The sequence below is a fragment of the Actinophytocola algeriensis genome (assembly GCF_014203735.1).
Lineage (GTDB): Bacteria > Actinomycetota > Actinomycetes > Mycobacteriales > Pseudonocardiaceae > Actinophytocola > Actinophytocola algeriensis.
Map to the genome: position 1 here is coordinate 345,396 of NZ_JACHJQ010000010.1, position 25,400 is coordinate 370,795.

Genomic DNA, 25,400 nt, shown 5'->3' on the forward strand with positions numbered 1-25,400 from the left:
TGAGGATCATGGTTTCGAAGGACGATCTGCTCCGGGTGCTGCCGATGCGCGGCCTCCGTGCCGACTACGGCACCAAATCCTCTCGCACGGGCGGCGCCAAGATGAACAACCAGTACGTGGGCAGGAAAGTCACCGAGGAAGCCGTGCGACGGCTGGGGAGCGACGCGTGAGCCGGGGTGTCCTGGTCACCGGGGCGTCCGGTGACCTCGGACGGGCGATCGCGGTGGCGTTCGCCCGTGCGGGGGACCGGGTGGCGGTGCACTACTCGGCACGCAGGGCCGAGGCGGAGCAGACCCTCGCCGAACTGCCCGGCGACGGCCACGCGCTGGTGTCGGGTGACCTCGCCGACCCCCGGCAGGTCGCGGACCTCGCCGCGGCCGCGGCGAGCGCACTCGGCGGTGTGGACGTACTGGTCAACAACGCCGCGGTCGTCACGAGCGGCTACGCGGTGGCGGACGCCGACTACGAGACCTGGCAGCAGGCGTGGCGCGAGACCCTCGACGTGAACCTGTTCGGCGCGGCCAACCTCAGCTACTGCGTCGCGCGCGGGCTCATCGACCGGGGCGCCGAGGGTGCCATCGTGAACGTCGGCTCGCGCGGCGCCTTCCGCGGTGAGCCGGACGCACCGGCGTACGGCGCCAGCAAGGCAGGCCTGCACGCGCTCGGCCAGTCGCTGGCGGTGGCCCTCGCCCCGCACGGGATCTCGGTGACCTCGGTGGCACCCGGCTTCGTCGAGACCGACCGGGTCGCCGACCGGCTCTCCGGCGACAGCGGGGCCGCGATCCGCGCACAGAGCCCGCACAACCGGGTCGCCAGGCCGGAGGAGGTCGCGGCCGCCGTCGTCTACCTGGCCTCCCCGGCCGCCCGCTGGTCGACTGGCGCCGTCCTGGACGTCAACGGCGCGTCCTACCTGCGCTGACGTGCCCCGCTGTTGCACACCTCGGTGAGTGCCGGCGGGAGAACACGACTCGGACATGTCGAACAGCGGAACGACAGCGCCACAGTCGTTCACTGGAGTCGGAGGCCGGAACACAACCGCATTGTGCGGGCGATGTGCGCGATTCCACTGTGAACTGTGCCTTGTGGACGCACCGCGTCGGTGACCGCGATGCCGCGAAGCTAGGGTCGGGGTATGTCGATCATTCCAGACACGGCGGGTTTCCAGCCCGACGGCGACGCGAGCTGGGCCGACCCGGCCACCGGGGACCGCATGTCCGTGCAGTTCTTCGACCTGGTGCCGAACCTGCCCGCGGGTCTGGACGACGTGCCGCGCCTGCGTTACGAGCTGGCCGTGCAGACGGCCGACTTCGGTGGGCTCGTCGAGGCGTTCGTGGTGTCCCTCGACGGGTCGCCCGCCCTGTTGCAGGTGGTCAAGGTGCCGTTGCCGGACCGGCCGGGGCAGGCCTTCATCGCCTCGGTCACCGTGCCCAAGGCGACCGCCAGCGCCGTGGTGCAGCTGCTCCTGATCGAAGGGCCCACCACCGGGGTCCGCGAGGCGATGGTGCTCTCCGACGTCATCAGCGAGACCGGGAACCCCGACGCGTTCTACGCCCCGCACCCCTACGCGCCGCAGACCCAGCCCAAGCTGCCCTGGCACCGCGCCGACGACCCCCGGTTCGACGAGCGGCTGCCCGACCACCCGCTGAGCCGCGCCCGGCGCTGGCTGCGGCACGTGCTGGCCACCGCCCAGCTGGCCCCGGAGTTCGCCGCGCTGCCGCCGTTCGGATCGCCGGTGTCGGTGTCCATCGGGTTGCCGATCGGGCCGTTCCTGCCACTGTGGACGGTCAACGAGACGATGACGTTCTGGCGGCTGCCGGACCCCGGTGCGGTGCGCGCGCAGCTGGGCCACGGCGCAACGGACCGGCGCCCGGTGACCCAGAGCGAGTCGTGTGAGGCGGCCTGGCTCGACCCGGCGGAGGGCGTGCTCACGTTGTCGCCGAACCTGCCGCCCGTGCGGGTCACGCCGGTCAGCGACGAGACGGCGTACACGAGCATCACGTCGGAGGACATCGTCGCGGCGTTCGACTGGATCGGCGAGCTGTCCGTCGCCGCGGGCGAACGGGCCGAGATGCTGCTCGTGCGCACCGCCGCCACCGCCGATGGCGCGGACAAGTTCGTGTTGATGTGCCTGCAGGTGCACGACGGCGACCGGGCCAACCCGACGTGCGTCGTGGAGACCTCACCGGTGCCGGTCGGCGCGCAGTTCTGGGACACCTTGCCGCCGCTGCCCACCCCGGACAAGGCCGGCTTCGCCCGCACCCGCGACGCCGACCACGCCCGCGTCGACGGCAGGCTGACCATGTGGGCGGTGCAGACCTGGGACCTCCACCCGTACCGGCTGATGCTGTCGTACAAGCCGAACCCGGACCTGCGCTGAGCAAGGACCAGACGGTCCCGGAGCGCGGCTAGTGCTGTGTACACCGACGTTTGCCGGGTCCTGCGGCGGGTTCGGCCAGCCGACGGTGATCGCCGTACCCGGGGTGGGCTGGATTTGCCGTGAAAGGCGCGTTGAGGCCGTTGAGTGCCCTGAAAAGCGCCTTTCACAGCGTGGCCAATGCCGTGAAAGCGCCTTTCACGCACAACAGACGTCGTGAGGGTGCGGGAGACGCCGGGGGGCGCAAGCCCCACACCACACCCGAGGCTGCCTGCCATCCCAGAGACCTGCCCCTCCGGCGAGGAGCCGCCGGAGGCAAACCCACCCGGCGAGAACAAACCACGAACCAATCCCGGCCAACGTCAGCGGGCACAGCACTAGCATCGACACCATGATCGACCAGTTGAACTGGGGCGTCCTCGGTCCCGGCGGCATCGCCCGCACGTTCGCCCGGCAGCTACCGCTCTCCCGCACCGGGCGCCTGGTCGCCGTCGGCAGCCGGGACGCGGCGAGGGCGGCGGCGTTCGCGGACGAGTTCGGCGCCGCGCGGTCCTACGGCTCGTACGAGGAGTTGCTCGCCGACCCCGAGGTCGACGCCGTCTACCTCGCGACCCCGCACCCCGCGCACCCCGAGTGGGTCATCCGCGCCGCCGAGGCGGGCAAGCACGTCCTGTGCGAGAAGCCGCTCGCGGTCACCTGGGCGCACGCCATGGCCGCCGTCGAGGCGGCCCACAGGCACGACGTCTTCCTGATGGAGGCGTACATGTACCGGCACCACCCCCAGATGCGGCTGCTCACCGACCTGGTCCGCGACGGCGTGCTCGGCACGGTCGCGCACGTCCAGGCGTCCTTCTCCTTCGCGGCGACGCCGGACCCGGCAGGGCGGCTGTTCGCGCCGTCGCTGGCAGGCGGCGGGATCCTCGACGTCGGCGGCTACCCGGTGTCCGCGGCCCGCCTCGTCGCGGGTGCGGCGCGCGGGCTGCCGTTCGCGGACCCGGTCGCGGTGACCGGGGCAGGCCGGATCGGCGCGACCGGCGTCGACGAGTGGGCGGTGGCGACGCTCGACTTCGGTGCCGGGCTGGTCGCACAGGTCGCCACGGGCGTCCGGGTCGCCGCCGACGACGCGCTGCGGGTCTACGGCAGTGAGGGGTACGCCGAGGTGCCCGACCCGTGGCTGCCGCCCGACGGCGCGCCCGGCCGGGTGGTGCTGCACCTGGCGGACGAGGAGGCCCGGGAGGTCACGACGCCACCGGCGGCGCAGTACGCGCTGGAGGCCGACTCGGTCGCCGAACACCTCGCCGCGCGCGAGTCGCCGGTGATGTCGTTGGCCGACAGCCTCGGGAACGCGACGGTCCTCGACAGCTGGCGGCACGCCATCGGCCTGACCTACCCGATGGAGCGGGAGGTGCCGCCCCTGCCGGGCACCCCGCGGCGGCAGATGGCGACCGGCACGCTGCCGGGCATCGCCAAGCCGGTGTCGCGCCTGGTGATGGGCGTGGACAACCAGCGCGACCTGACCCACGCGGCCGTCATGTTCGACGACTTCGCCGAGCAGGGCGGCAACACGTTCGACACGGCGTGGATCTACGGCGAGGGCATGCTGGAACCCTTGCTGGGCAAGTGGATCCGCAGCCGCGGCGTCCGTGACGACGTGGTGGTCGTCGGCAAGGGCGCGCACACCCCGCACTGTGACCCGGAGTCGCTGCGCCGCCAGCTCGCCGAATCACTGGACCGCCTCGGCACCGACCACGTCGACCTGTACCTGATGCACCGCGACAACCTCGACGTGCCGGTCGGCGAGTTCGTCGACGTGCTGGCGGAGGAACGCGAGGCGGGCCGGGTCACCGCCTACGGCGTGTCGAACTGGACCCTGGACCGCGTCGACGAGGCGCTGGCGTACGCGCGGCAGCACGGCAGGGCGGGTTTCGCCGCGCTCAGCAACCACTTCAGCCTCGCCGAGGCGTACGCGGTGCCGTGGCCGGGCTGCGTCCACGCGACCGACGCGGCATCACAGTCCTGGCTCCGCGACCACGACCTCGCGCTGCTGCCGTGGTCCAGCCAGGCGCGGGGCTTCTTCGCGGGCAACGACGACGAGGAAGTGGCGCGCTGCTACCACAGTGCGGCGAACTTCGGCCGCCGGGAGCGGGCGCGGGCGCTGGCGGCGGACCTCGGTGTCCCGGCGACGGCGGTCGCGCTGGCGTTCGTGCTGCACCAGCCGTTCGCGACGTTCCCGTTGATCGGCCCGCGCACCCTCGCGGAGACCCACGGCTCGCTGCGGGCACTCGAGGTGGCACTGACGCCGGAACAGGTGGCGTGGCTGGCCGACGGGTGACCGGCTCGTTTCAGGACTCCTGCCGGGGTGCCGGGGTGTCGCGCCTGCGTTCGTAGGGCAGGAGCTCACCCGCGGTGACCGCGAACGGCAGGTGGTTGCCCGGGGGCGGGAGCGGGCAGGTGGCGAAGTCGGTGAACGCGCAGGGCAGGTTGCGCGCCCGGTTGAAGTCGAGCCGCACCTCTCCGTCGTCCTGGCTTTCCACGTCCAGCGCCCGGTTCGCGGCGTAGGTGGTCACGCCACTGGTGGCGTCGGTGAACAGGATGCTCAACCCGTCACCGCCCAGCCCGTTGAAGGCGGTGAGCGTGTGGGTCACGCCGTCGTGCTCGAACCGCACGACACCGGGACTGGCATAGACGTGGCTGAGCCCCTCGACCACCGCGCCGACCGTCACCGGGCGGGGCCGCTCGAACGGCTCGAACCGCCCTCGCACCACCCATCCCGGGTCCGGGTCGTAGGTCGGGACACCGGCGAACAACGCCAGCGCGGGCGCGCTCGGGTCGTGCACCCGGACGAGGTAGCCGGACCGGCGGGCGACCTCGATCTCCACGTCACCGAAGGCCACCCGGGCTCCGGCGCCACTGTTCACCAGCTCGAACCGGTGCACACCTGTCAGCGGTGCGCCCTCGGCCGCCAACTCCGCACCGTCCGGGTCCACGTAGGCGGCATCGTTGTCCTGCCACCACTTCCCCGGCACACCCGGGTACTCCTGGGGGGTGTAGGACAGCCAGTCCAGGGACACCAGCGCCAGCCATCCGTACGGGTGGGCCAGCTCCCGCTCCCTGGCTACCTTCCACTGCTGCCACCGGTGCACGAAACGGGCGGAACTGGCGTATGTGGTGTCCGGGCTCATCGGGCCTCCGCTCGGTGTCCCCTCCGAGCATGCTGCCACGGACGCCTCGACGGCAACGTCGATCGCATCATGGGACGGCTCGATCACGCATGGGCGGAACGGTGCGTGCCGTTCCTCGCCCCCGGAACCGGCCACGCCCGGCATCGTGGTGCCGACCGCGACCCGCCGTCGGCTCCGCCCGCCGCTGACCGTCCGCTCGTGACTGTCCACTCGTCCGGATCGTCAGCCGACGACCGTGTTCCGGCCCTGCTGCTTGGCTTGGTAGACGTGGCTGTCCGCGACGCGCAGGCACTCGTCGGCCGTGGCGCCGTCGTACGGGTGGACCGCCACGCCCACGGACGCCGTCACGTCGCTGATCACGACGCGGCGGCCGTGCTTGTCGACGGTCGTGACGTGCAGCGCGGAGATCGTGGTGCGGATGCGTTCCGCCGCGCTCATCGTGTCGGCCACGTCCGCGCCGGGGAGGAGCACCGTGAACTCCTCGCCGCCGAAGCGGCCGCCCAGGTCGATGCCGCGCAGCTGGGTGCGCAGGCAGCCACCCACCGCGGCGAGGACGTCGTCGCCCGCGCGGTGGCCGTGGGTGTCGTTGAGCCGCTTGAAGTGGTCCAGGTCGACCATCAGCACCCCGATCGGGCCACGGCCCTCGGTGAACGCGTGGTCGGCACCCGCCTGCCAGTGCGCCGCCGTGGCCAGCCCGGTCTTCTGGTCCACCGACGCCTCGTCCGCCAGCTGCCGGGTGAACGCGGCGCCGTGCAACATGACGACGACCGGGACCGCGGCGAACACGACCAGGAACCCGCTCGGCGCGAGTGCGCCGACGATGGCCCCGGTGGCCAGCAGCGCCGCGTCCAGGCCGAGGTCCGCCGCGCCGCCCGAGGGGCGCCGGCGCAGGAGACCCACCGCGTGGTCGACCACCAGCCACGCGGCCACCGCCGCCGCGATCGCGATCACCCCACGGGTGTCGGCCTGTGGGCTCGGCGTCGCCCACGCCCCGAGCGACGCCGCGAAGTGGGCCGCGATCACCGCGCTGGCGTTGCCGGTGAAGGCGTCGAACAGGTCGCCGCCGCCATGCCGCTCGCGGAGGAGGCGGTAGAGGTGCAGGACCAGTACGAGTGCGATGGCCAGCGTCAGGTGCACCGCGATCGCGGCCGCCATCGTCCATGCCGCGGTGACACCGCCGCCGGTCTCGTCGTCGCGGCCCGCGTGCAGGCGGCGGGTGAGCTCGAACTGTGCGATCGCCGCCACGAGGATCGTGCACGCCAGTGCCCAGTCGGTCGACTCGGCGGGCAAGATCCGCGCCGCACCGGCGACAACCACGACACCGGCCACCGCGAGCAGGCGTCCCGCGTACACCCATACCGGCGTGTGGTCCATCCGGATCCCCTCCCGGTGTCAGGCCGCGGTGAGCGCGGGCCCGCAGACGCGGTTGCGGCCCTGTTCCTTCGCCTCGTACAGCCAGCGGTCGGCGTTCACCAGCAGCGCGTCGACGCTCCTGTGCGCGTGCCCGGTCGTCGCGACGCCGATGGACGCGGTCACGCCGCGGATCGTGGTCGGGCTGCCGTCGAGGCCGGTGGTGGGCACGGTCAGCGCGGCGATCTGGTCGCGGATGCGTTCGGCCGCCTGGCGTGCCTGCTCCTCGGTGACGCCGGGGAGCAGGATGCTGAACTCCTCCCCGCCGAACCGCGCGACGATGTCGGTGCGGCGGGTGCTGGTCCGCAGCACCCGCGCGACGCCCACGAGGACGTCGTCGCCCGCGTGGTGGCCGTAGGTGTCGTTGAGCCGCTTGAAGTGGTCCAGGTCGACCATCAGCACGGCCGAGCGCGCACGGGTCCTCGGGCTCGCGAGCGCGGCGCTGCTGAGCGTCTGCCACGCCGCGTGGTTCCACAGCCGCGTCTTCGGGTCGTGCGCCGCCGCGTAGCGCAGCGCGCGACCACGCGCGGACTGGTGCAGGTACGCCACCGGAAGGAGAACGAGGGCCACGGCCAACGGCGAGAACTGCGCGAACAGCCCCAGCAGCACGCCGAGCGCCGCGCAGGAGACCGCGTTCTGCCCCTCGCGCGACACCGCGAACAGTTCCGTCACCGCGAGGTAGACCAGTCCGGCGAGCACCGCCGCGAGCACACCGCTCGTCGCCGACGAGGCGAACCAGGCGAGTGTCGCACCGGCCAGAGCCGCCGGCACGCGACCGGCCCTCGGTCCGCGGCGCGGCCCCCGCAGGACGTCGTGTGCGAGCAGCACCGACGACACGACCAGCATCGCGGCCAGCGGCAACGTCACCACGGCGCCGACGACCCACACCGAGACGGCCGACACCCCCGAGCCGCCGGTGGCCCGGGTGCGGCGACGGACCCACTCCGCCAGCGCCACCCCGCAAAGTACGAGCGGCAGTGCCGTCTGTCCTGGCCCCCACCAGACAGACGGCACCGCCGGCCACGCCAGTACGACTCCGCAGACCGTGCTGCCGAACAAGACGGCGAGCGCCGCGGTCATGTCCTGGACGTGGGTCTTGCCCCCCGCTCCCCCTGTGCCCATGTGACCAGGTTCTTTACCAGGACGGACAGTTCACGGACACATGACGGACAGCGACATGGCGATTGCCATAGGTGATGACGGTGCCGGAGGCCTCAGTGCACGGTGCCGCCGCGCGGCGGGACGGTGCCCATCGCGGGCACGGAGGGCCTGCTCGCCCGGACCCACGCCACGGACAGGACGGCCACGATCGCCGTGCCGACGAGCCCGGAGGCCGCGATCACCGTGGACGACAGGGCGTTCGTCGCGACGAGCCCGAAGATCAGGATCGCGACGCCCTGGGTGACCCGCATCATCGTCGTCATCAGGCCCACCGCCTGCCCGCGCATGTCGTCCGGGACGGCTTGGGTGAACTCGGCCGCGAGCGGGATCCAGAAGTACAGGGCGATACCGGAGACCACGACCAGCAGGCTCGCGAGAAACACCCCTGGCACGACGAAGAACAGCACCAGCGGCGCGCAGCACAGGACCGACAGGACCACGACGTGCCGGACGCGCTGGTCCGGGATGAGCATGGGCAGCAACCAGAGCCCGATGACGATGCCTGCCGGACCAGAACCCATCAGCACCCCGGCGACCGCGGGCCCCTGGCCGATCTGCGCCGCGTAGGGCGCCGCGAGCGTCTCGCTCGCGAGCGTGGCGGCGATGGGCAGCGTGAACAGCATGGTCAGCCACAGCCGCGGGTGGGCGGCGATGTGGCGGAGCGCGGCCCGCGTGGAACCGAACCAGGATGACGGGGAGTCCGCGGCGGCGGTGGCTGGCCGGGCCGACACGCCCACCAGGATCGCGAGCGCGGACAGGGCGAAGGTGGCCGCGTTGAACACCAGGACGACGGACAACCCGGTCAGCCCGACGATCACACCACCGGCGGCATAGCCCACCGTGTAGGCGATGTGGTTGACCAGCTGCGTGACCGCGGTGCCCCTGACGAGCCGTTTCCCCGGCAGCACAACGGACATCGTCGAGATGTAGGCGCTGTTGAACGGCGCGTCCACCAGCCGCACCAGGAAGAGGAGCGCCCACAGCGCGGGCAGCGGCATCCCGGGGATCGCCATCACGAGAAGGAGCACCGCGCGCCCGAAGTCCGTCACCACCATGACGATGCGGCGCGGGTACCGGTCCGCGAGGCCCGCCAGCACCGGTCCGCCGATGAGGTCCGGCAGCGTGGTCAGCGCGAAGGTGATGCCCATCAGCGCGGTGGACCCGGTCTCGGCGAACACCGCGATGACCAGTGCGGCACGCGCGATGTAGTCACCGATGGTCGACAGCGCGCGACTGGTGAACAGGGCCCGGAACTCGGGTACGGCGAAGATGTCCGCGTAGGTGACGCGGTCGTGGTGTGGCTGGCCATCCCCCGGCAACCCAGCGCCCCCCAGTGACTACTCTCCGTGACCAACTTATGTCGCGCGAGTTGGCGTCCCAATAACTGAACAGCCCATCACCAATTCATCCGCTGCGTCAATCCCCAACAAGTCTTCCACGGTCTCGTCCCTCATCGCCGCGGTGAAGGTGGCGCCGAGCCCCAGTGCCGCCGCCAGCAGGTACACGGTCTGGCTGAGGTGGCCCGCGTCGAGGTGCAGCATGCGGTACGTGCGCGGCGTCGAGTACTTCCACGTGCTGCGCGCGAGCACGCTGGTGTAGAAGACGAGGCATCCGCTGTCCGCCACCCAGGCCTGGTCGCCCAGCAGTCGCACGAGGGCGTCCGGCGGCTGCGGCGGCCCGATCAGCTCGAGCTCGTCCCGCCTCGTGTTCAGGTGGTAGAGCCCGCCGCGGAGCCCGGTCACCCGGTGCGCGTGGAGGTAGATCTCGGTGGGGTGCCTGCCGCCCCCGGACGGGGAGGTCTTGAACGCGGTCTGGGTCGGCTCGTCGAGCCCGGTGATCCCGCCCGCCCGGCGCAGCAGCGCACTGATCGCCTCGAACGGCACGGGTTCACCGCTGAAGCGGCGCGTGCTGCGGCGGTGGGACAGGACGTCCAGGAAGTCGGTGCGTGCCCACGACACCGCGTCCGGGTCCGTGCCGGCGAGGGGAACCCGGTGCGCGGTCACCAGTTCACGGCTGACCGGGGGCGGCGGTTCGTGGTCGAGACGGTCCCGCAGCCGCTCCTGGTCCGCGTCGGTCGAGATGAACGGCTGGTCGCGCAGGTTGCGGGTTTCGTTGTGGAACAGGGCGACGAGCCTGCCCCAGCGGCTCCACGCGTCCTGGTTGGCGTCCTCGACGCGGTGCCGTTCGGACTTCCACGTGACGAGCACGTGGGCCGTGCGCAGCCGTTCAGCGATGGCGACGAGGAACTCGGCGTGGTCGTCGTCGCGGGCGTGCCCGCGCAGCCTGCTCAGCGGGGTCCAGGTGGTGAAGCAGCGCAGCACGACATCGGCCTCTCCGCCGATGGCGAAGCGCCGGTGGGTCAGGGTGTCGTACCAGACAAGCTGATCAGCGTGCCACAGCAGCGCGCCACAGGAAGAGATGCGCAGGCGTGGGTCGTGCACGTCCTGGTCGGCTGGGTCATCGATGGCCGGTCAGTCATCATCCGCGGGCCGCTCGGCCCACGCGTTCAGGACCTCGGCGGCCTGGTATTCCTCGGATAACTCGGTGACGACGGTGTCGATGGCGGACGTGTTCATCGCGTGCTCCTCATCCCGAACCTGGCTGGCGACCAGGGTACCGCACGAAGATTACCGATCCGTCGCGCGCGAAACGGCAGCATGGTCACGAGTTTGCCGGACTCTTAACGGGATCCGTCGGGTTCGGATTATCCTGCGGTGAACGGGCGGCAGCCACGCGTGTGCGCTGGGTAGCCGCGGTCACCGACAGACACGGGGAGAGGGCAACGGCGAGGTGCCTGCGATGGAATTCCGTGTCCTGGGACCGATCGTCGTTCTACGTGCCGGCGAACCCGTGGCCGTGCCCGCGGGCAGCCAGCAGGTGGTCCTGGCCGCCCTGTTGCTGCGCACGAACCACATCGTGCCCATCGGCGAGCTCGTCGACTGGCTGTGGGACGGTGAACCTCCCAGCGACGCATGGGAAAGCGCGAAGGCGTACGTCCGCAGGCTGCGCCGCACGCTGGTGGCGACCGACCTGATCGAGGCCATGCCGAACGGGTTCCGCCTCACCGCACCCGACGACGCGGTGGACCTGCTGCGGTTCCGGCGCCTGCTGCGGGACGCCGAGACCCTGCGCGGCGCCGAACAGCTCGACCGGCTCGACCAGGCGGTGGCGCTGTGGGGCGACGAACCCCTCGCCAGTCTCGCGCCGAGCGCGGCGAAGTCGCGTGCCGTGCACGCGCTCGTCGAGGAGTACGGCCAGGCGGTGGAGAAACGCGCCGACGGCTACCTGGACGTCGGCCGTCACACGGAGCTGGTCACCGATCTGCGTGCGATGACCGTGCGCCACCCCGATCGCGAACGTGTCTGGTCGCAGCTGATGGTGGCGCTCTACCGGTCGGGCAAGCGGGTGGAGGCGCTCGCGGCCTACCGCCAGGCACGCGCGTACCTGGCGGACGAGTTCGGCATCACGCCAGGTGCGGAGCTCGAACGCACCCAGCACGGGGTGCTCACGGACACCCTCGACGACACGAACGGCAGCGCGCCGGGCGTCGCGTCCGCGCAGACGTTGGTGCGCCTCACCCCCGCGCAGCTGCCCGCCAACATCGGCGACTTCGTCGGGCGCGCCGGGGACCTGGCCGCGGCGCGTGCCGCGTTGACCGCGCCTGCCGGTGCGAGCGCACCCGTGCTGGTGATCAGCGGCATGCCGGGGGTCGGCAAGAGCGCCTTCGCCATCCGGCTCGCGCACGAGGTGCGCACCCGGTTCCCCGACGGCCAGCTGTTCATCGACCTGCACGGGTACTCCGAGCACATGCCGTTGAACCCGGCGCGGGTGCTGAGCCGCATCCTGCCCGCGCTGGGCCTGCCGTCGAGCCAGGTCCCGACCGACCTCGAGGACCTCACCAACACCTACCGCAGCCTGGTCGCCGACCGGCGAATCCTGCTGGTCCTGGACAACGCGGCCAACGCCAAACAGGTGACCGACCTGATCCCGGCCGCACCGGGATCGGCGGTCCTGATCACCAGCCGGTCGCAGATGCCGAGCCTGTCCGCCCTGAGCGGGGCGCGGCTGCTGTCACTGACGCCGCTGTCCGCCCGGGACGCCGAACAGCTCGTCCGCTCGATTCTCTCCGTCCGGTCCCACTCCCCGCAGCCGCACGACACCGAGATCCGGAAGCTTGTCGAGCTGTGCGGGTACCTGCCGCTCGCCATGCGCGTCGCGGCGACCACCTACCTGCACAACGCGCGCCCGCTGCCCGACTTCATCACCGAGCTGGAACAGCACGACCGCCTCGCGGCGCTGACGATCGCCGACGACCCGCGCGCCACGGTGCGTGCCGTGTTCGACCTGTCCTACCGCACGCTCAGCGCCGACGCGGCACGCCTGTTCCGGCGGCTCGCCCTCGTGCCGGGGCCCGACTTCTGCCGCAGCTGCGCGCAACACGTGGCCGACGTGTCCCCGGCCCAGGCCGAGCAGTCGCTCGGCGAGCTGACCGCGGCCAGCCTCATCCAGCCCGGCAGACCCCGGCACTACCGGTTCCACGACCTCGTGCGCCTCTACGCCCACGACCGGTGCGTCACCGAGGACGACCCGGCCGACCTGCACGCCGCCCTCGCACGGCTGCACAGTTACTACGTCACCACCGCCGACGTGGCCGCGGACGCCCTGTACCCGACCTGGATCCGGCTGGCGCGCACCCATCCCAGCATCGCGGCGGCCGAACCGGCGCCCACGGTGGCGAACGCCGCGCGATGGATGAGCGACGAGGCACCCAGTCTGATCGCGACGATCCGCTACACCGCCCGGTACGGACCGGTCGAGATCGCCTGGTACCTGTCCGAGTCGCTGCGCGCGTACGTCGTGACCCACGGCGAGTACCGGATCGAGGCCCTCGGCGCCTTCGAGATCGCGCTGGAAGCGGCGGCGAGTGCAGGCAACCGCCGTGCGATGGCCGCGATGCACTACGCCTTCTCCTCGGTGTACCTGCGCATCCGGGACATGCAGCGGGCGCTCCCCCACATCAGGGCCGAGCTGGGCCACCACCTCGAGCTGGGGCTGACGGAGGGGGAAGCCCGGGCGCGCATCGCCCTCGGGGAGGCGCTGGCGACACAGGGGTACCTGCGGGAGGCGGCCGACGAGATCGGCGAGGCCCTGCGCATGGCCGAACAGCACGGCTTCATCGACCTGCAGTTGCTGGCGCTGCTGAACTTCGGCGTCCTCGAGGAGTGGCGCGACCAGCTCGACGCGGCCAAGAAGTACGTGCTGTCCGCGTTCGACCTGATCGAGGGCAGGTCCAGCAGCTCGACCAAGGGCGCCGCGCACGCCACCCTCGGCATGATCATGATCCGCCGGGGCGAGTTCGAGGCCGCCATCGCACAGCACCTCACCGCGCTCGAATGCCACCGCCAGGGCGGCGACCAGCACTCGGAGTCGGAGGCCCTGCGCGGGCTGGCACACGCCTACTCGAAGACGGGGAACACCAGCGCCTCGATCGCGAACGGGACCAAAGCCCTTGCCCTCGCGGAAGAACTCGGCGACGAGTACGACATCACCGACTCCCTGATCTCCCTCGCCGGCATCTACCACGAGCTGGACCTGACAGCGCAGGCCCGCTCCCACGCCGAGTCCGCGCTCCGGATGTCCGAGAAGCTCGACTACACGAAGGCGCACGTGGAGGCCACGCTCCAGCTGGCGTCGATCGCGAAGGCCGAAGGCCAGCTGGCCGACGCCAGGGAGCACGCGCACCGCGCCGTGGACCTCGCCCGCGACGGGGAACTCCTGCGATTACGTGGCGACGCGGAGATCCTCCTCGCCTGGGTCACCCACGAGACGGGCGACCACGACCAGGCACTGAGCCACGCGGTCAACGCGATCACCATCCACCAGGAGGTCAACTCGCCCTACGGGCAGGCGCGGGCGCTCCACGTCAAGGGCCTCGCCCTCCTCGCACAGGGACAGCCCGAGCAGGCCAAACGCGAGTGGCAGACATCGCTCGAGGTCTTCCAGGGCCCCGCGACCCCGGAGATCGACGCGATCAGACGAGCCGTCGCCACAATCCCGTGACCGGTCCCGAGAACCGATCGCGCGCCGGCCACGTGTCCATGGTCATGACGTCCCCAACCCGCCGGCGCTCCTCATGGTCGTGGGCGGTCGCAGGCGCCGCGGCGGCGGTCACGCTGACCGCGTGTTCCGGCGGCGGCACCGACCAGAACCCGGCCGCCCCGCCCCCGCCCACCTCGACGTCGGCCTCGGCCTCGGCCGAGACGGCCGCCGCGCCCAACTCCGGCTACGACCTCAGCTCCCCGCAGGCGGCGGCGGAGTCGTTCGCGGCGGCGGCCGAGACCGGCTCTGGCGACGAACTGCTGGAGCTGACCTGCATCGGCCACGCGGCCTGTGCGAGCGAGCACGCTGCCGGCATGAGCGACGCTGAGCTGACCGAGGTTCAGGCCACGATCCGCGACGGCGTGTACGAACTCGCCGACCACCTCGAGGGCGCCGAGTTCACGTCCCCGGTCGACGGCGCCACCCCGGGCACGAAGGACGTCCCGTACCGCACCCCCGCACTGACCGGCGACGCCTACCTGACCCTCACCTTCGTCGAGTCCGACGGCGACTGGCTGTACCTCCAGCCCTCGGCGTGACGGAGGTCTCGCCGCCAGCACCCGGTCCGGTGCGCTGATCGCGGTGCGCGGCAAGCGCTCCCCCTGGCACAGTGACCACATGACACAGGTGTCGATCGACGAGTTCCCCGTGCCGGGAGGTGGGCCGTACGCGATCACCGCGGGCCCGGACGACGCGCTCTGGTACACGCTCGTCCACAGTGGACAAATTGGTCGGCTGGTCCCCGGTGGTACGCCGTCGAACCACCGGCTCGACCCGGCGTCCGGGCCGACGATCATCACGCCCGGGCCGGACGGCGCGCTGTGGTTCACCGAGTACCGCGCACACCGCATCGGCCGCATCACCACCGACGGCGCGGTCACCGGGTTCCGGCTGCCGGAGTGCGGACCGTTCGGCATCGCCGCGGGCCCCGACGGCGCACTGTGGTTCACCGCGACCGCCACCGGCCACATCGGACGGATCACGACGGACGGCCGGATCACCGAGTTCCCGTTCCCCCAGGCCGGCGCGTTCCCCTCGGCGATCACCGCAGGACCCGACGACGCGATGTGGTTCACCATGAACCAGGCGAACGCGATCGGGCGGATCGACATGGACGGTCAGGTCGCGGTGCACCCACTGCCCACACCGGACTCCGCGCCGGTCGGCATCGCCACCGGCCAGGACGGTGCGCTGTGGTACGTCGCGATCGCCGCGGGTCTCGTCGGACGCGTCACCCCAGACGGCGCGATCACCGAGTTCCCCCTGCCCGACCGTGCCGCGCGGCCGCACGCCATCACCCCGGGCACCGACGGCGCGCTGTGGTTCACCGAGTGGGCGGGCAACCGCGTCGGCTCGGTCACCGCCGACGGCACGATCGAGGTGCACGACCTGCCCACGGCAGGCTCGGAACCGCACGGCATCGCGCTCGGCCCGGACGGTGCGGTGTGGACGGCACTGGAAACCGGGGCGCTGGCCCGGGTGAGCCTCGGCGCGCACTGAACTCCGGACGCGGCGAGTCTCTTGGCTCACCCCCTGCGGGCTTCGAGTGCGTCCAGGATCAGGTCCAGGCCGTAGCCGAACTCGGTCGCGTGGTCGTAGTCCGGCCGCAGGGCGTGGTCGACGATCACTTCCTTGAGGTAGGGCAACTCCTCCGGCAGGTGTTCGAGGATGCCGCCCGCCACCTGCTCGACCTCGCCCTTCGCCACCACCGGCAGGTTTGCCTCCTGGAGGACGAACCCGCCGATGTAGCTGTCGATGAGCGACACGGCGTGCACGGCCATCGGGACCGTGAATCCCGCCTCCCGGAGGACGCCGAGGACGGCGTTGTGGTGGCGGAGCGTGGCCGGGCCCGGATTGCGGCGGGAGTCCATGAGGCCGAGGGCCCAGCTGTGCCGCGACAGGACGGCGCGCGCGGAGTGCGCGCGCACGCGGATCGCGTCGCGCCAGTCGCCGCCGTCGGGTTCGGGTAGCTCGATCGCCGCGAACACCACGTCGACCACGGCGTCGAGGATCGCGTCCTTGTTCGGTACGTGGTGGTAGAGGGACATCGCCTCCACGCCCAGTTCCTGCGCCACCCGCCGCATCGTGATGGCCTCGACGCCGCCGCGGTCCGCGACCAGGACAGCGGCTTCCAGAACGCGGGCTTTGCTGAGCGGCTTTCGTGGTGACACGTGGACAACCTCACACTTGTAAGGAAGCCTTTACGGATCGCCTGGCGGCTGGCTCGATCTCCATGCTTGCTGACTGCGACCGAACTGCCACCTGCGATGATTCGACTGTGAGCTATGACCTTGCTGTGTGGGACGGTGAACGTCCACGCGACAACCACCAAGCGGGTACGGTCTACGACGAGTTCTATGAGCGCTATCTGGAGTCGGATGATGTCGTTGTGCCTCCAGCGCCGCGCATTGTGGGTTACGTCGAGGCGCTCATCGACCGATACCCTGACGACGGCAGTGGTGTAGGCAGTGGCGCTTGGGCGTCGCCGCCAGTCATCAACGAGGCGTCAGGGCCGATCGTGTACCTGCTCATGTCCTACAGCAAGGCTGAGGAAGTGTCTGAGTACGCCGCTTCGCTGGCTCGCGAGCACGGGCTCGTCTGCTATGACCCGCAGGCAGAATCTTTGCGATCGTAGGCTGGTTGCCCTTTCACCGGACGGGCCAGAGGAAATGTGTGTCGGCGCCCTCTGCCCACCGTCGCCCCCTCCAGTAGCCGCGGCTGCGCACCGGTGACCCGGCCAACACCTCATCCAGGGGAAGCCGATCCAGCGACGTATCGACGAACCCGCCACTGCGCACCAGAACAGCCGCCAGGTGGCCACTTTGCTGGAGGAGGTCCCGCGGCTGCCGCCGGGCGTGGTCACCGATGAGTTCGCACGTGAACTCATGGAGCTTGGGCGGAGGGTCCTCGACGGGCAGCACCTGTACCTATGGTTCCTCGGCGACTGAGACAGCGGGCCTTCGCAACTCCGGACCAACAGCCGGACAGCTGAACGACCGCAGTGCTCCGGGTCGACAGCCGGGACGTGGCGCTCACCGCTCCCCGCCTGGTCGGACGGGACGAGGCGTGCCAAGCCCTCCCGGAGGAGGTGGCCCGCCCACCGAAGATCCTCCGCATCACCGAGTTCCTCCGCATGGACCACGACGTGCGCGACAGCGCCGGGCCCGCGGAACTCGAATGACCACGATCCCTCACGTCCCGGCGCGCCTGGCGCAGCACCAGTCGCCGTCGCAGGGTCGACCCACCTCGCTGCCGTACGGGCCGAACCCACGCAACGACGACAGGGCCTCGGCACGTTGCTCACCGGTCAGCGCGGGGCGGCCTGCGACGTCCAGGTCCCACGCAGGCGCCCTGGTCCCGAGGTCCTCCACGTCGCCGACGACGGCGCCGTCCACGAACAGCGTGTACAGCGGGTGGTCGGGGAAACTGTTGCGCCGCAACACCCACCACGCGCCGTCCACTCGCGCGGCGTAGACGAACACCGCCTCGTCGGCCGGTCGCCACTCGACGGGATGTGCCAGGTGGTCCACCAGGTCAGCCTCACCGATCCGCGGGCTCCGGGCAAGGACTTGGAACCTGAATTGAGAACGATTATCGTCACGCTTATGACGACTTCCGCGTTCGACGCCGCCGCGGCCGACTTCACGGCACTCGGCGAGTACCTGTGGGGCCCCATCGGCGTCGCGACCGTGGCCGCCGCCGGGCTCCGCCCCGGCGAGCGGGTCCTCGACGCCTGCTGCGGCACCGGTGCGTCGGCGATCCCGGCGGCCGAGGCGGTCGGCGCCGACGGCCTGGTGGACGCGGTCGACCTGTCGGGCCCGATGGTCGACGAGCTGCGCGGGCTGTCGGCCGGGCTGCCACAGCTGCGGGCGCACCAGGCCGACGTGACCACGTGGGACACCGGCGGCTACGACGTGGTGCAGTCCGCGCTCGGCATCTTCTTCTTCCCCGACATGACGGCAGGCACCGAGCACCTCATCAGCCGCGCGGGCCGGGTCGTGTTCACCATCTGGCGCGGCGACGCGATGGCGGCCGCCGGGCGGCACCTCGGGCTGGCGGTGGCCGCGGCGACCGGCACCGCACCGCCCAAGGAACGCGAGCGGTCCCTGTTCGACCGGATCAACCAGCCCGGCACGTACGCCGCCTGGCTCACCGAGCGCGGCCTGACCGAGGTGGCGGTCACGACGCACGACATGCGCCTCACCATGACCCCGGAGGTGGCGTGGCTGGTGGTCACCGGCTCCGGTTACCGCGGCGCGCTCGCCAAGCTCGACCCCGGCACCGTCGACACCGTGCGGGAGCACTACCTCGCTTCCCTCCGCGCCGACGGCGTCACCGAACTCGACGCCACGACCCTGATCGGCACCGGCACCACCGCGACCTGACTACGGGGCGTCTCCTCGTCCCCAGTCCATGCGCGACCACGGCAGCGCCAGTTCCTCCACAGCGGACACCCGGGTCGGCGTGAGTGCCGCGATCGGCGGGGCTTCCTCGTGGCGGGCGAAGACCGTGCCCGCGTAGCGGTGGCCCGTGTCGGCGGCGATGAACAGTGTCGTGCGGTGCGGGGCGCGTTCCCAGCGGGCGGCCAGGTACGCGGCACCGGTGGACAGGCCCGCGAACACCGCGTGCTCCCGCAGCAGGTCGACGCTCCCGGCGAGGGCGGCGGTGAAACCCACCCAGTGGATGGTGTCGTACAGCGTGTGGGCGACGTTGTCGAACGGGATCGAGCTGCCGATGCCCGCGATGATGATGTCCGGGTCGGACACGTGCTGGCTGCCGAACGTGACGCTGCCGAAGGGCTGCACCCCGGCCAGCGCCACGTCCGGCACCCGACCGCGCAGGTACGTGGCGAGTGCGCCGGTGGACGCGCCGGACCCGACCCCGCCGACGACGGTCAGCGGACCGTCGCCGAGTTCGTCGGCGATCCGGTCCGCCACGGCCCGGTAGCCGAGGTAGTGGATGTCGTCGTGGTACTGGCGCATCCAGTGGTAGCGGGGGTGGTCGCGGAGGATCTCCTCGATGCGTTCGACCCGGCGGCTCTGGTCGAGTTTCAGGCTCGTGGACGGCGCCATCTGCTCCAGGTGCGCGCCGAGCACCGCGAGCTGTGCCCGCAGCGTGTCGTCCACCGTGGTGGAGCCGACGATGTGGCAGCGCATGCCGTACCGGTGGCAGGCGAGCGCGAGCGCGTAGGCGTAGATGCCGCTGGAGGAGTCCAGCAGGGTGTCGCCGGGACGGACCGCGCCGGTGTCGAGCAGGTGCCGGACGGCGGCCATCGCGGAGACCACCTTCATGGATTCAAAACGCAGGCAGACGAGCCCACCGTCCTGATCGTCGAGGTGTACGAGGTCCGGTCTGCTGATCGCGTCGGCGATGTGGCTGTCCATGTCCGCCTTCCGGTCGGCCGGTGCTGAAGATCCGGGCTACGGGGATGTTCCTGCTGCCCAGTGCGCGCACGCAGTGCCACAGGCGCCGGTCGAGGTCGTCCGCGGCCGGGTCGAACAGCAGGCCTGCGACGTTCCCGCTGTGCGCGACCTGCACCCCGGCCGACCCGGTCCCTCGGGCGACGGCCTCCAGTCCGGTGAGCTCCTCCTTGGGCAGCACGCGCTGGTTGTGCCGGGCGCTCTCGGTGCTGACCTGGCCGAGCAGGGCGAGATCGGTGTCGGCGATCGCCTGCCGCAGGACGACGCGGAGCCGTTCGTAGGACCGCACCTCGTCGTCGTGGCAGGCGGGCAACCCCAACGTGTTCACCGGCCGTCCGCCACCGGTCAGGCAGCTGACGACGACCAGGGGCGGCAGCGCCTCCCCGAGGTCCTCCAGGACGCGGCCTTCCCGGTGCGCGAACAACAGTGGCCGGTCCGCGAGCATGATCGGGTCGCTGGCGTCCTCGGCCGCCACGGCGAGGCGGGCCAGCGCTCCGGGTGGCAGGTCGACCCCGTAGCTCGCCGCGACCGCGCGGACAGTGGCGATGACGTCCCCTGTGGACGATCCCATGCCCAGTCCCAGCGGGATGTCGCTGTCGAGCCGCAGCTGTCCGCCGCACCTGGGCAGGCCGGTCCGGCCTGCGCACTCCGCGATCGTGAGCGACGCGGCGCGGGCGGCCTTCACCCGGTCCGCCGGATGCACGACGACCTGGTCACCGGGCCGGGGCGTGAACTCGGCGCGCACCCCCGGCCCTGGCATCGGCAGGGTGACCAGCCCGCGGCACGGCCGTCCTGACGCGTCCAGGAAGACGCCCTGCAGGATCTCACCGTGGTGACCGGAAGCCTGGCCGTTGCCAGCATTCATGCCGCCGTTCACGCCGCCGCCGCGCGGTAGCGGTGGAGCAGCGTGGGTTCGGCGCTGAACTGGGAGAACGGGAAGGGTTCGGCGGACAGCGCGGTCACCCCGGCGCCGAGGAACGCACGCGCGACCGCGCTCCCGCTCTGCGCGTACACGACCAGCGGCACATCCCGTTCCCGGCACCGGTGGACGATCTGGTCGAACGTGCCGTTGCCCAGCGTCATGCCGGTGGCCACCACGGCGTCGGCGGTACCGAGCACCTCGGTCATGGTCTGTGCCACGGCGTCGCCCCACTGCGTCGCGCGGAGGTTGAAGTCGCAGGGCAGGCAGACGCCGCCGCGCTCACGGATGGCGGCCACCAGCGGGTTCACGACACCGATGAGCGCGACCTTCGCGCCCGGCGCGATGTCGAGCAGGTCGGCGATGGCGGCGTCCCGTGCGCGGGCCCGCTCCTCGGGGGTGCCCGCGGGCAGCTCCACCGCTTCCCCGTGGTGGGGCCGGGTCGCGGCGAGGTAGGCGTCCAGCGCGGCGATCCGCAGCGGCAGCGGACCGGTACGCAACAGGTCGTCGAGGGTACCGCCGGACGCGTCGCGGCAGATGTCCGGGTCGATCTCGCCTGCCTCGAACGCACAGGCGCCGAACGACCGTCCACATCGGACCAGGACGTACTGGTTGCGGTACGTGGTGTTCCCGCCCGCGAGCCTGGTGCCGTGGTGCAGCCAGAACACGCTGGTCGCGACCAGTTCCGCGGGCGAGGTGCCGTGTTCGCCCGCGCGGACACTGGCGATGAGGTCGTCGACGGTCACCCGGCACCGCCGCCACGCGGGTCGGCCTTCGGCGTGCCGAGCGCGATGATCCGCTCGGCACGCGACGACGGGGGCGGCTGGTCGGTCAGCAGGTCCACAGAGGACACCTTCCGGAGGCAGGGGTCAGACGCACACCATGCTACAAATGAAAACCATTATCGTCTAGAGTGCGTTCATGACCAACGCCGAGACAACAACCCACCACACCCGTCGCACCCCGCGACGATCGGTCCTGCTCGAACCGGGGTTCGCCCGCCTGTGGCTGGGCACGACGGCGTCGGGGCTGGCGACGTGGTCGCTGCCCTTCGTGCTGGGACTCGCGGTGCTCACCCGCGAACTGAGCGCGGCGGGCCTCGGTGTGGTGCTGGCGGCTCGGACCGCCGGTTTCCTGCTGGCGGTGCCGGTCAGCGGGGTGCTCGCCGACCGCCACTCGCGCCGCGCCGTGGTGCTGTGGGCCGGGCTGGCGGCGGCGGCAGGCGCGCCGGTGATCGCGTTCGGGCTCGACCGGTCGGTACCGCTGATGGCGGTCGCCGCGCTGATGGTCGGCGCCGGCCAGGGCGCCTGCAGGCCAGCGTTCCAGGCGCTCGTCGCCGAGGTGGTCGAGCCGGCGCGCAGGCAGACCGCCAACGCCGCCATGGCGTTGTCGGTGCGGGTCATCACGCTCACCGCGCCCGCGCTGACGGCGTTGCTCGCCACGGTCCTCAGCACGTCCGCGCTCCTGGTGGGCACCGGCGTGGTCTGGCTGTTCGCCGCGCTGGTACCACCGAGGGGCAGGCACACGGCACCCACCGACGCACGGTCCTTCTCCTTCGTCCGCGAGTTCGCCGACGGGGTGCGGGAGGCGCGACGGCACCCGTGGTTCCTCGCCGGGCTGTGCGCACTCACGGCCGTGATCGCGACCGGCTACTCCGCCACCGCCGTGGTGCTCCCGCTCGTGAGCCGCGACCGCTACGACACCGAGGCGGTACTCGCCGCCGCGCTGACCGCGTACACGGCAGGCGCACTGCTCGGCGCGCTCGTGGTCGCCCGGTGGCGGCCGAGGGCGCAGGGGTGGGCCGCGCTCGCCGCACTCGCCTGCTACGGGTTCGCGCCGCTCGCGTTGCTGTTCCCCGTGCACTGGGTGGTGGTCGTCGCCGCGTACGTCGTCGCCGGACTGGGCATCGAACTGTTCAACGTGCCCTGGTTCACCGCCACCCAGCGCGAGGTCGCCCCGGACAAGCTCGCACGGGTGTCGTCATTGGACTTCCTGCTGTCGTACGGCCTCGCCCCGCTCGGGCTCGCACTCATCGCGCCAGCCATCGACGCTTTCGGGGTCACCGCTGTGCTGGGCGTGTGTGCGGCGGCGTGCTTCGTGGTTCCCGTCGCCGCGATGTTCGCTCCTACGACTCGTGAGTTCGGTAGGCGTGAGGACCGTGTTTCCGGCTGAGTGATGTCTCGTAATCGACCTTGTCGTTGTCAGTGCGAGTTCTGGAGGTCAATGCCAGTCCAGCATCTGGTCCTCCACCACCACGGCTCTCACCCCGTCGATCTCGACACCGTGTTCGAGGGCGTCGGCTATGTCGCTGAGCATCACAGAGATGCTGGGCCACAGAGGTTCGAACTCGGCCGCTTCGACTTTGTCCCACCGCATGACGCATCCGCTCAACGGACCAGAGCGCACATCGACGAACAAGTCGCCCCCGCCGCCATCGCCCGCAACGGGTAGCCAGACGGGCAGCCACCCGGAGACCGGCGTACCCGCAGGTTCGTCAACCAACGCGGCGATGTCGTGTTCGGACACGCCCTCCACCCACGTCTCCAGCAAGGACTCGCGCGTGTCGATGACGCGATCGATGTCATACGGCACGTAGTTGGGCGGTATCAGGATGCCGCCGACATGGTTCGTCACCCCACACGACATCCGCCACCACGCGACCAGATCCGACGGCAACGGCCGGTTCAACAACGCGGAGACCAACTCCAGATCCGTGCGCTTCACGGGTGGTCGTAGACATGCGGCCGTGCCAGGGGCATGAACACTCAGCCAGGAAACAACCTGACGCCATGCGGATTCGGCATCATTCAGCACTCAAGCATCATGCCATGCCCGGCCCGGCCTGGACCGGACGACGGTCCACGATCTCCTCACCACCACCGTACGGAAATGATCGGCAGATCCGGCCCGACACCGGGTTACGAGGCATCCCTTTTGGCAGGGACTCTTTTCGGTGGGCTGCCTGCCATCCCGTCGACCTCACTTCGCCAGGTCGACGGGATGGCAGGCAGTCTTGGGGGTGGTGTGTGTGGCGGCTTTCCTCGGTCCGGCCTGGGTGGAACAGCGCTGACTAGCTCGGCAGGGTCCGTAGGTACTCGGCGAAGCCTTCCAGGCCGTCCACGTTGCGGGGGCCGCTGATGCCCTCGTTGTAGTCGAGGGTGTAGAAGCGGTTGTTCACCACCGCGGGGAGGGACGCGGTGGTGGGTGAGGTCTTCAGGAAGTCGATCTTCTCCTGGGCGGGCTGGTCGCCGTAGTCGAGGATGATGATCACCTCCGGCTTGGCCTGTACGACCGGTTCCCAGCCGACCTGGGTCCAGCGCTGGTCGAGGTCGGCGAAGATGTTGCGGCCGCCCGCGAACTCGATGATCTCGTTCGGTGGCACCTGGTTGCCCGCGGTGAACGGCTGGTCGGTGCCCGAGTCGTACAGGAACACCGGCACCGGGTCGCCCTGGGGCGCTTCGCTTCGCACCTTCTCGACGCGGTCCTTCAGGTCCGCCACGACGTCCTTCGCACGGGACTCGACGTCGAAGATCCGGCCCATCCGCTCCAGGTCCGTGTAGAGGGCCTCGAACGGGGTGACCTTCTCCGGGTGGTTCGGGTAGTTGTAGCAGGACTCCGTGTGCATGAAGCTCTGGATGCCGAGCCCGTCCAGGATCTCCGGGGTGATGCCGCGCTCGTCGGAGAACCCGGAACGCCAGCCCGCGACCACGAAGTCGGCCTTCGCCTCGACGACGAGTTCCTTGTTGAGCAGGTCGTCGCCAAGGAACTCGACCTTCGCGTACTCGGCCGCCCACGGCGACTCCTCGACGGGCGGGTTCGCGGGTGGCATCACGTAACCGTGCACGTGGTCGGTCAGGCCGAGTGCGAACATCTTGTCCGCGCTGCCGCCTTCGTACACCACCGCCCGCTGGGGCGTGGTGTACTCGACCTCCTCGCCGCACCGGGACACGGTGACGGTCCGCGTGCCGGGGTTCTCGGCGACCTGCGCACCGCAGGCCGCGAGCGGGATCGTGGCCACGACGAGCGCGGCGAGTCTACGAACGGGGACCATCGGGACTTTCCTCCATAGTGGACAATGAGTGGAGCAGCTGGGGCACCCCGGTTTCCGGGTGGTGGACGACGGTCATGGCCACGCCGAACACCGCCCGCACGAGTTCCGGGGTGAGCACGTGGGCAGGTGGCCCGGACGCGACGAGCGCGCCACCGGAGAGCACGCCGAGCCGGTCGCAGGCGATGGCGGCGAGGTTGAGGTCGTGCACGACGACGAGCGCGGTCCTGCCCGCGCCCCGCAACAGGCTCAGCAGCTCGACCTGGTGGCGCAGGTCGAGGTGGTTGGTCGGCTCGTCGAGCACCAGCACCTCGGGTTCCTGCGCGAGCGCACGGGCTATCAGGACCCGTTGCCGTTCCCCGCCGGACAGCGACAGCACGCTGCGCTCCGCGAGGTGCAGCACGTCGAGCCGGGCCATCGCCTCGTCGCACAGGGCACGGTCGCGCGGCCCGAGCGGCTGGTTGCCCGCCAGGTGCGGGGTGCGTCCCAACGCGACGACCTCCGCCACGGTGAAGTCGAGGTCGACGCTGTTCTCCTGGGTGAGCGCGGCGATCCGTCGCGCGCTGTCGCGCAGGCTCATCGTGGCCAGGTCGGAGCTGTCGAGCAGGACCGCTCCCCCGCTCGGCGCGAGTGCTCGGTACACGCAGCGCAGCACGGTGGACTTGCCGGAACCGTTGGGCCCCACCAGACCCACGACCGCACCGTCCGGCACGTCGAGCCGCAGCTCCCGGACGATCGTGTGGTGGTCGACGGTCACGGACAGGTCGTCGAACCGCAGTCCCGGCAT

24 protein-coding genes are annotated in these 25,400 nt (G+C 71.2%); 11 read left to right on the forward strand and 13 right to left on the reverse strand.

Translation table 11 applies throughout. From position 1 onward, the window contains the following. The first annotated feature begins 8 nt into the window (after positions 1–8). The 4 genes from FHR82_RS39110 (at position 9) to FHR82_RS39125 (ending at position 4,706) form a co-directional block, all read left to right on the forward strand. Positions 9–170 carry a hypothetical protein gene (locus tag FHR82_RS39110; protein ID WP_184815686.1) on the forward strand — a complete coding sequence of 54 codons (162 nt, stop codon included), beginning with the start codon at positions 9–11 and terminating at the stop codon, positions 168–170. Beyond that, positions 167–919 carry an SDR family NAD(P)-dependent oxidoreductase gene (locus tag FHR82_RS39115; protein ID WP_184815687.1) on the forward strand — a complete coding sequence of 251 codons (753 nt, stop codon included), beginning with the start codon at positions 167–169 and terminating at the stop codon, positions 917–919. Before FHR82_RS39110 ends, FHR82_RS39115 begins: the two co-directional genes overlap by 4 nt. Before the next feature lie 213 nt (positions 920–1,132). Continuing rightward, positions 1,133–2,377 carry a hypothetical protein gene (locus tag FHR82_RS39120; protein WP_184815688.1) on the forward strand — a complete coding sequence of 415 codons (1,245 nt, stop codon included), beginning with the start codon at positions 1,133–1,135 and terminating at the stop codon, positions 2,375–2,377. A 388-nt stretch (positions 2,378–2,765) separates the two neighbouring features. Continuing rightward, positions 2,766–4,706: an aldo/keto reductase gene (locus FHR82_RS39125; RefSeq protein WP_184815689.1), complete on the forward strand. Its 1,941-nt coding sequence runs from the start codon at positions 2,766–2,768 to the stop codon at positions 4,704–4,706. A 10-nt stretch (positions 4,707–4,716) separates the two neighbouring features. Here FHR82_RS39125 and FHR82_RS39130 read toward each other — a convergent pair whose 3' ends face one another. From FHR82_RS39130 to FHR82_RS47825, 5 genes are all read right to left on the reverse strand, one after another. Then, positions 4,717–5,556, reverse strand: coding sequence for a DUF1684 domain-containing protein (locus FHR82_RS39130; RefSeq protein WP_184815690.1), 840 nt, complete (start codon positions 5,554–5,556; stop codon positions 4,717–4,719). A 222-nt stretch (positions 5,557–5,778) separates the two neighbouring features. Then, entirely contained in the window at positions 5,779–6,930 is a 1,152-nt protein-coding gene (locus FHR82_RS39135) for a GGDEF domain-containing protein (protein WP_184815691.1), read from the reverse strand. A gap of 18 nt (positions 6,931–6,948) precedes the next feature. Continuing rightward, the gene (locus FHR82_RS39140) at positions 6,949–8,088 is read right to left on the reverse strand and encodes a GGDEF domain-containing protein (RefSeq protein ID WP_184815692.1); all 1,140 of its coding nucleotides are present in this window, start codon (positions 8,086–8,088) and stop codon (positions 6,949–6,951) included. 92 nt (positions 8,089–8,180) lie between these two features. Next, a complete protein-coding gene (locus tag FHR82_RS39145) occupies positions 8,181–9,446 on the reverse strand; it encodes an MFS transporter (protein ID WP_184815693.1) in 1,266 nt (421 codons plus the stop codon). 36 nt (positions 9,447–9,482) lie between these two features. Continuing rightward, positions 9,483–10,568: a SagB family peptide dehydrogenase gene (locus FHR82_RS47825; protein ID WP_184815694.1), complete on the reverse strand. Its 1,086-nt coding sequence runs from the start codon at positions 10,566–10,568 to the stop codon at positions 9,483–9,485. Between the two features lie 358 nt (positions 10,569–10,926). Between FHR82_RS47825 and FHR82_RS39155 the strand changes: the two genes are divergently transcribed. The 3 genes from FHR82_RS39155 to FHR82_RS39165 all read left to right on the forward strand — a co-directional run bounded on the left by FHR82_RS39155 (position 10,927) and on the right by FHR82_RS39165 (position 15,726). Further along, positions 10,927–14,187, forward strand: coding sequence for an AfsR/SARP family transcriptional regulator (locus FHR82_RS39155; protein ID WP_184815695.1), 3,261 nt, complete (start codon positions 10,927–10,929; stop codon positions 14,185–14,187). 44 nt (positions 14,188–14,231) lie between these two features. Further along, positions 14,232–14,765, forward strand: a complete 534-nt coding sequence (locus tag FHR82_RS39160) for a hypothetical protein (RefSeq protein WP_184815696.1) — start codon at positions 14,232–14,234, stop codon at positions 14,763–14,765. Positions 14,766–14,844: 79 nt separating this feature from the next. Continuing rightward, positions 14,845–15,726: a Vgb family protein gene (locus FHR82_RS39165; RefSeq protein WP_184815697.1), complete on the forward strand. Its 882-nt coding sequence runs from the start codon at positions 14,845–14,847 to the stop codon at positions 15,724–15,726. Between the two features lie 26 nt (positions 15,727–15,752). Here FHR82_RS39165 and FHR82_RS39170 read toward each other — a convergent pair whose 3' ends face one another. After that, on the reverse strand, positions 15,753–16,397 hold the full coding sequence (locus FHR82_RS39170; protein WP_184815698.1) for a TetR/AcrR family transcriptional regulator: 645 nt from the start codon (positions 16,395–16,397) through the stop codon (positions 15,753–15,755). A 107-nt stretch (positions 16,398–16,504) separates the two neighbouring features. Between FHR82_RS39170 and FHR82_RS39175 the strand changes: the two genes are divergently transcribed. Together FHR82_RS39175 and FHR82_RS39180 are read left to right on the forward strand one after the other, a co-directional pair. Beyond that, entirely contained in the window at positions 16,505–16,861 is a 357-nt protein-coding gene (locus tag FHR82_RS39175; protein ID WP_184815699.1) for a hypothetical protein, read from the forward strand. Positions 16,862–17,227: 366 nt separating this feature from the next. Beyond that, positions 17,228–17,407 (forward strand): hypothetical protein, encoded by a 180-nt coding sequence (locus FHR82_RS39180; RefSeq protein WP_184815700.1) that lies wholly within the window; start codon positions 17,228–17,230, stop codon positions 17,405–17,407. Positions 17,408–17,417: 10 nt separating this feature from the next. Here the strand turns inward: FHR82_RS39180 and FHR82_RS39185 are convergent, their stop codons facing one another. After that, on the reverse strand, positions 17,418–17,756 hold the full coding sequence (locus FHR82_RS39185; RefSeq protein WP_221464839.1) for a hypothetical protein: 339 nt from the start codon (positions 17,754–17,756) through the stop codon (positions 17,418–17,420). 75 nt (positions 17,757–17,831) lie between these two features. Here FHR82_RS39185 and FHR82_RS39190 point away from each other — a divergent pair, with 75 nt between their 5' ends. Beyond that, a complete protein-coding gene (locus FHR82_RS39190; RefSeq protein ID WP_184815701.1) occupies positions 17,832–18,611 on the forward strand; it encodes a class I SAM-dependent methyltransferase in 780 nt (259 codons plus the stop codon). Here the strand turns inward: FHR82_RS39190 and FHR82_RS39195 are convergent, their stop codons facing one another. The 3 genes from FHR82_RS39195 to FHR82_RS46935 are packed head-to-tail and all read right to left on the reverse strand — an operon-like array spanning position 18,612 to position 21,311. Continuing rightward, positions 18,612–19,610, reverse strand: coding sequence for a pyridoxal-phosphate dependent enzyme (locus FHR82_RS39195; protein ID WP_184815702.1), 999 nt, complete (start codon positions 19,608–19,610; stop codon positions 18,612–18,614). Further along, positions 19,522–20,511: a GHMP family kinase ATP-binding protein gene (locus FHR82_RS39200; RefSeq protein ID WP_184815703.1), complete on the reverse strand. Its 990-nt coding sequence runs from the start codon at positions 20,509–20,511 to the stop codon at positions 19,522–19,524. Before FHR82_RS39200 ends, FHR82_RS39195 begins: the two co-directional genes overlap by 89 nt. 8 nt (positions 20,512–20,519) lie before the next feature. Further along, the gene (locus tag FHR82_RS46935; protein WP_184815704.1) at positions 20,520–21,311 is read right to left on the reverse strand and encodes a Rossmann-like domain-containing protein; all 792 of its coding nucleotides are present in this window, start codon (positions 21,309–21,311) and stop codon (positions 20,520–20,522) included. Between the two features lie 175 nt (positions 21,312–21,486). Between FHR82_RS46935 and FHR82_RS39210 the strand changes: the two genes are divergently transcribed. Next, complete coding sequence (locus tag FHR82_RS39210) at positions 21,487–22,737, forward strand: MFS transporter (protein ID WP_184815705.1); 1,251 nt, start codon at positions 21,487–21,489, stop codon at positions 22,735–22,737. A 48-nt stretch (positions 22,738–22,785) separates the two neighbouring features. Here FHR82_RS39210 and FHR82_RS39215 read toward each other — a convergent pair whose 3' ends face one another. The 3 genes from FHR82_RS39215 to FHR82_RS39225 all read right to left on the reverse strand — a co-directional run bounded on the left by FHR82_RS39215 (position 22,786) and on the right by FHR82_RS39225 (position 25,400). Beyond that, complete coding sequence (locus tag FHR82_RS39215; RefSeq protein ID WP_184815706.1) at positions 22,786–23,289, reverse strand: SMI1/KNR4 family protein; 504 nt, start codon at positions 23,287–23,289, stop codon at positions 22,786–22,788. Between the two features lie 346 nt (positions 23,290–23,635). Then, a complete protein-coding gene (locus FHR82_RS39220; protein WP_184815707.1) occupies positions 23,636–24,616 on the reverse strand; it encodes an ABC transporter substrate-binding protein in 981 nt (326 codons plus the stop codon). After that, positions 24,600–25,400, reverse strand: coding sequence for an ABC transporter ATP-binding protein (locus tag FHR82_RS39225; RefSeq protein WP_184815708.1), 801 nt, complete (start codon positions 25,398–25,400; stop codon positions 24,600–24,602). Before FHR82_RS39225 ends, FHR82_RS39220 begins: the two co-directional genes overlap by 17 nt.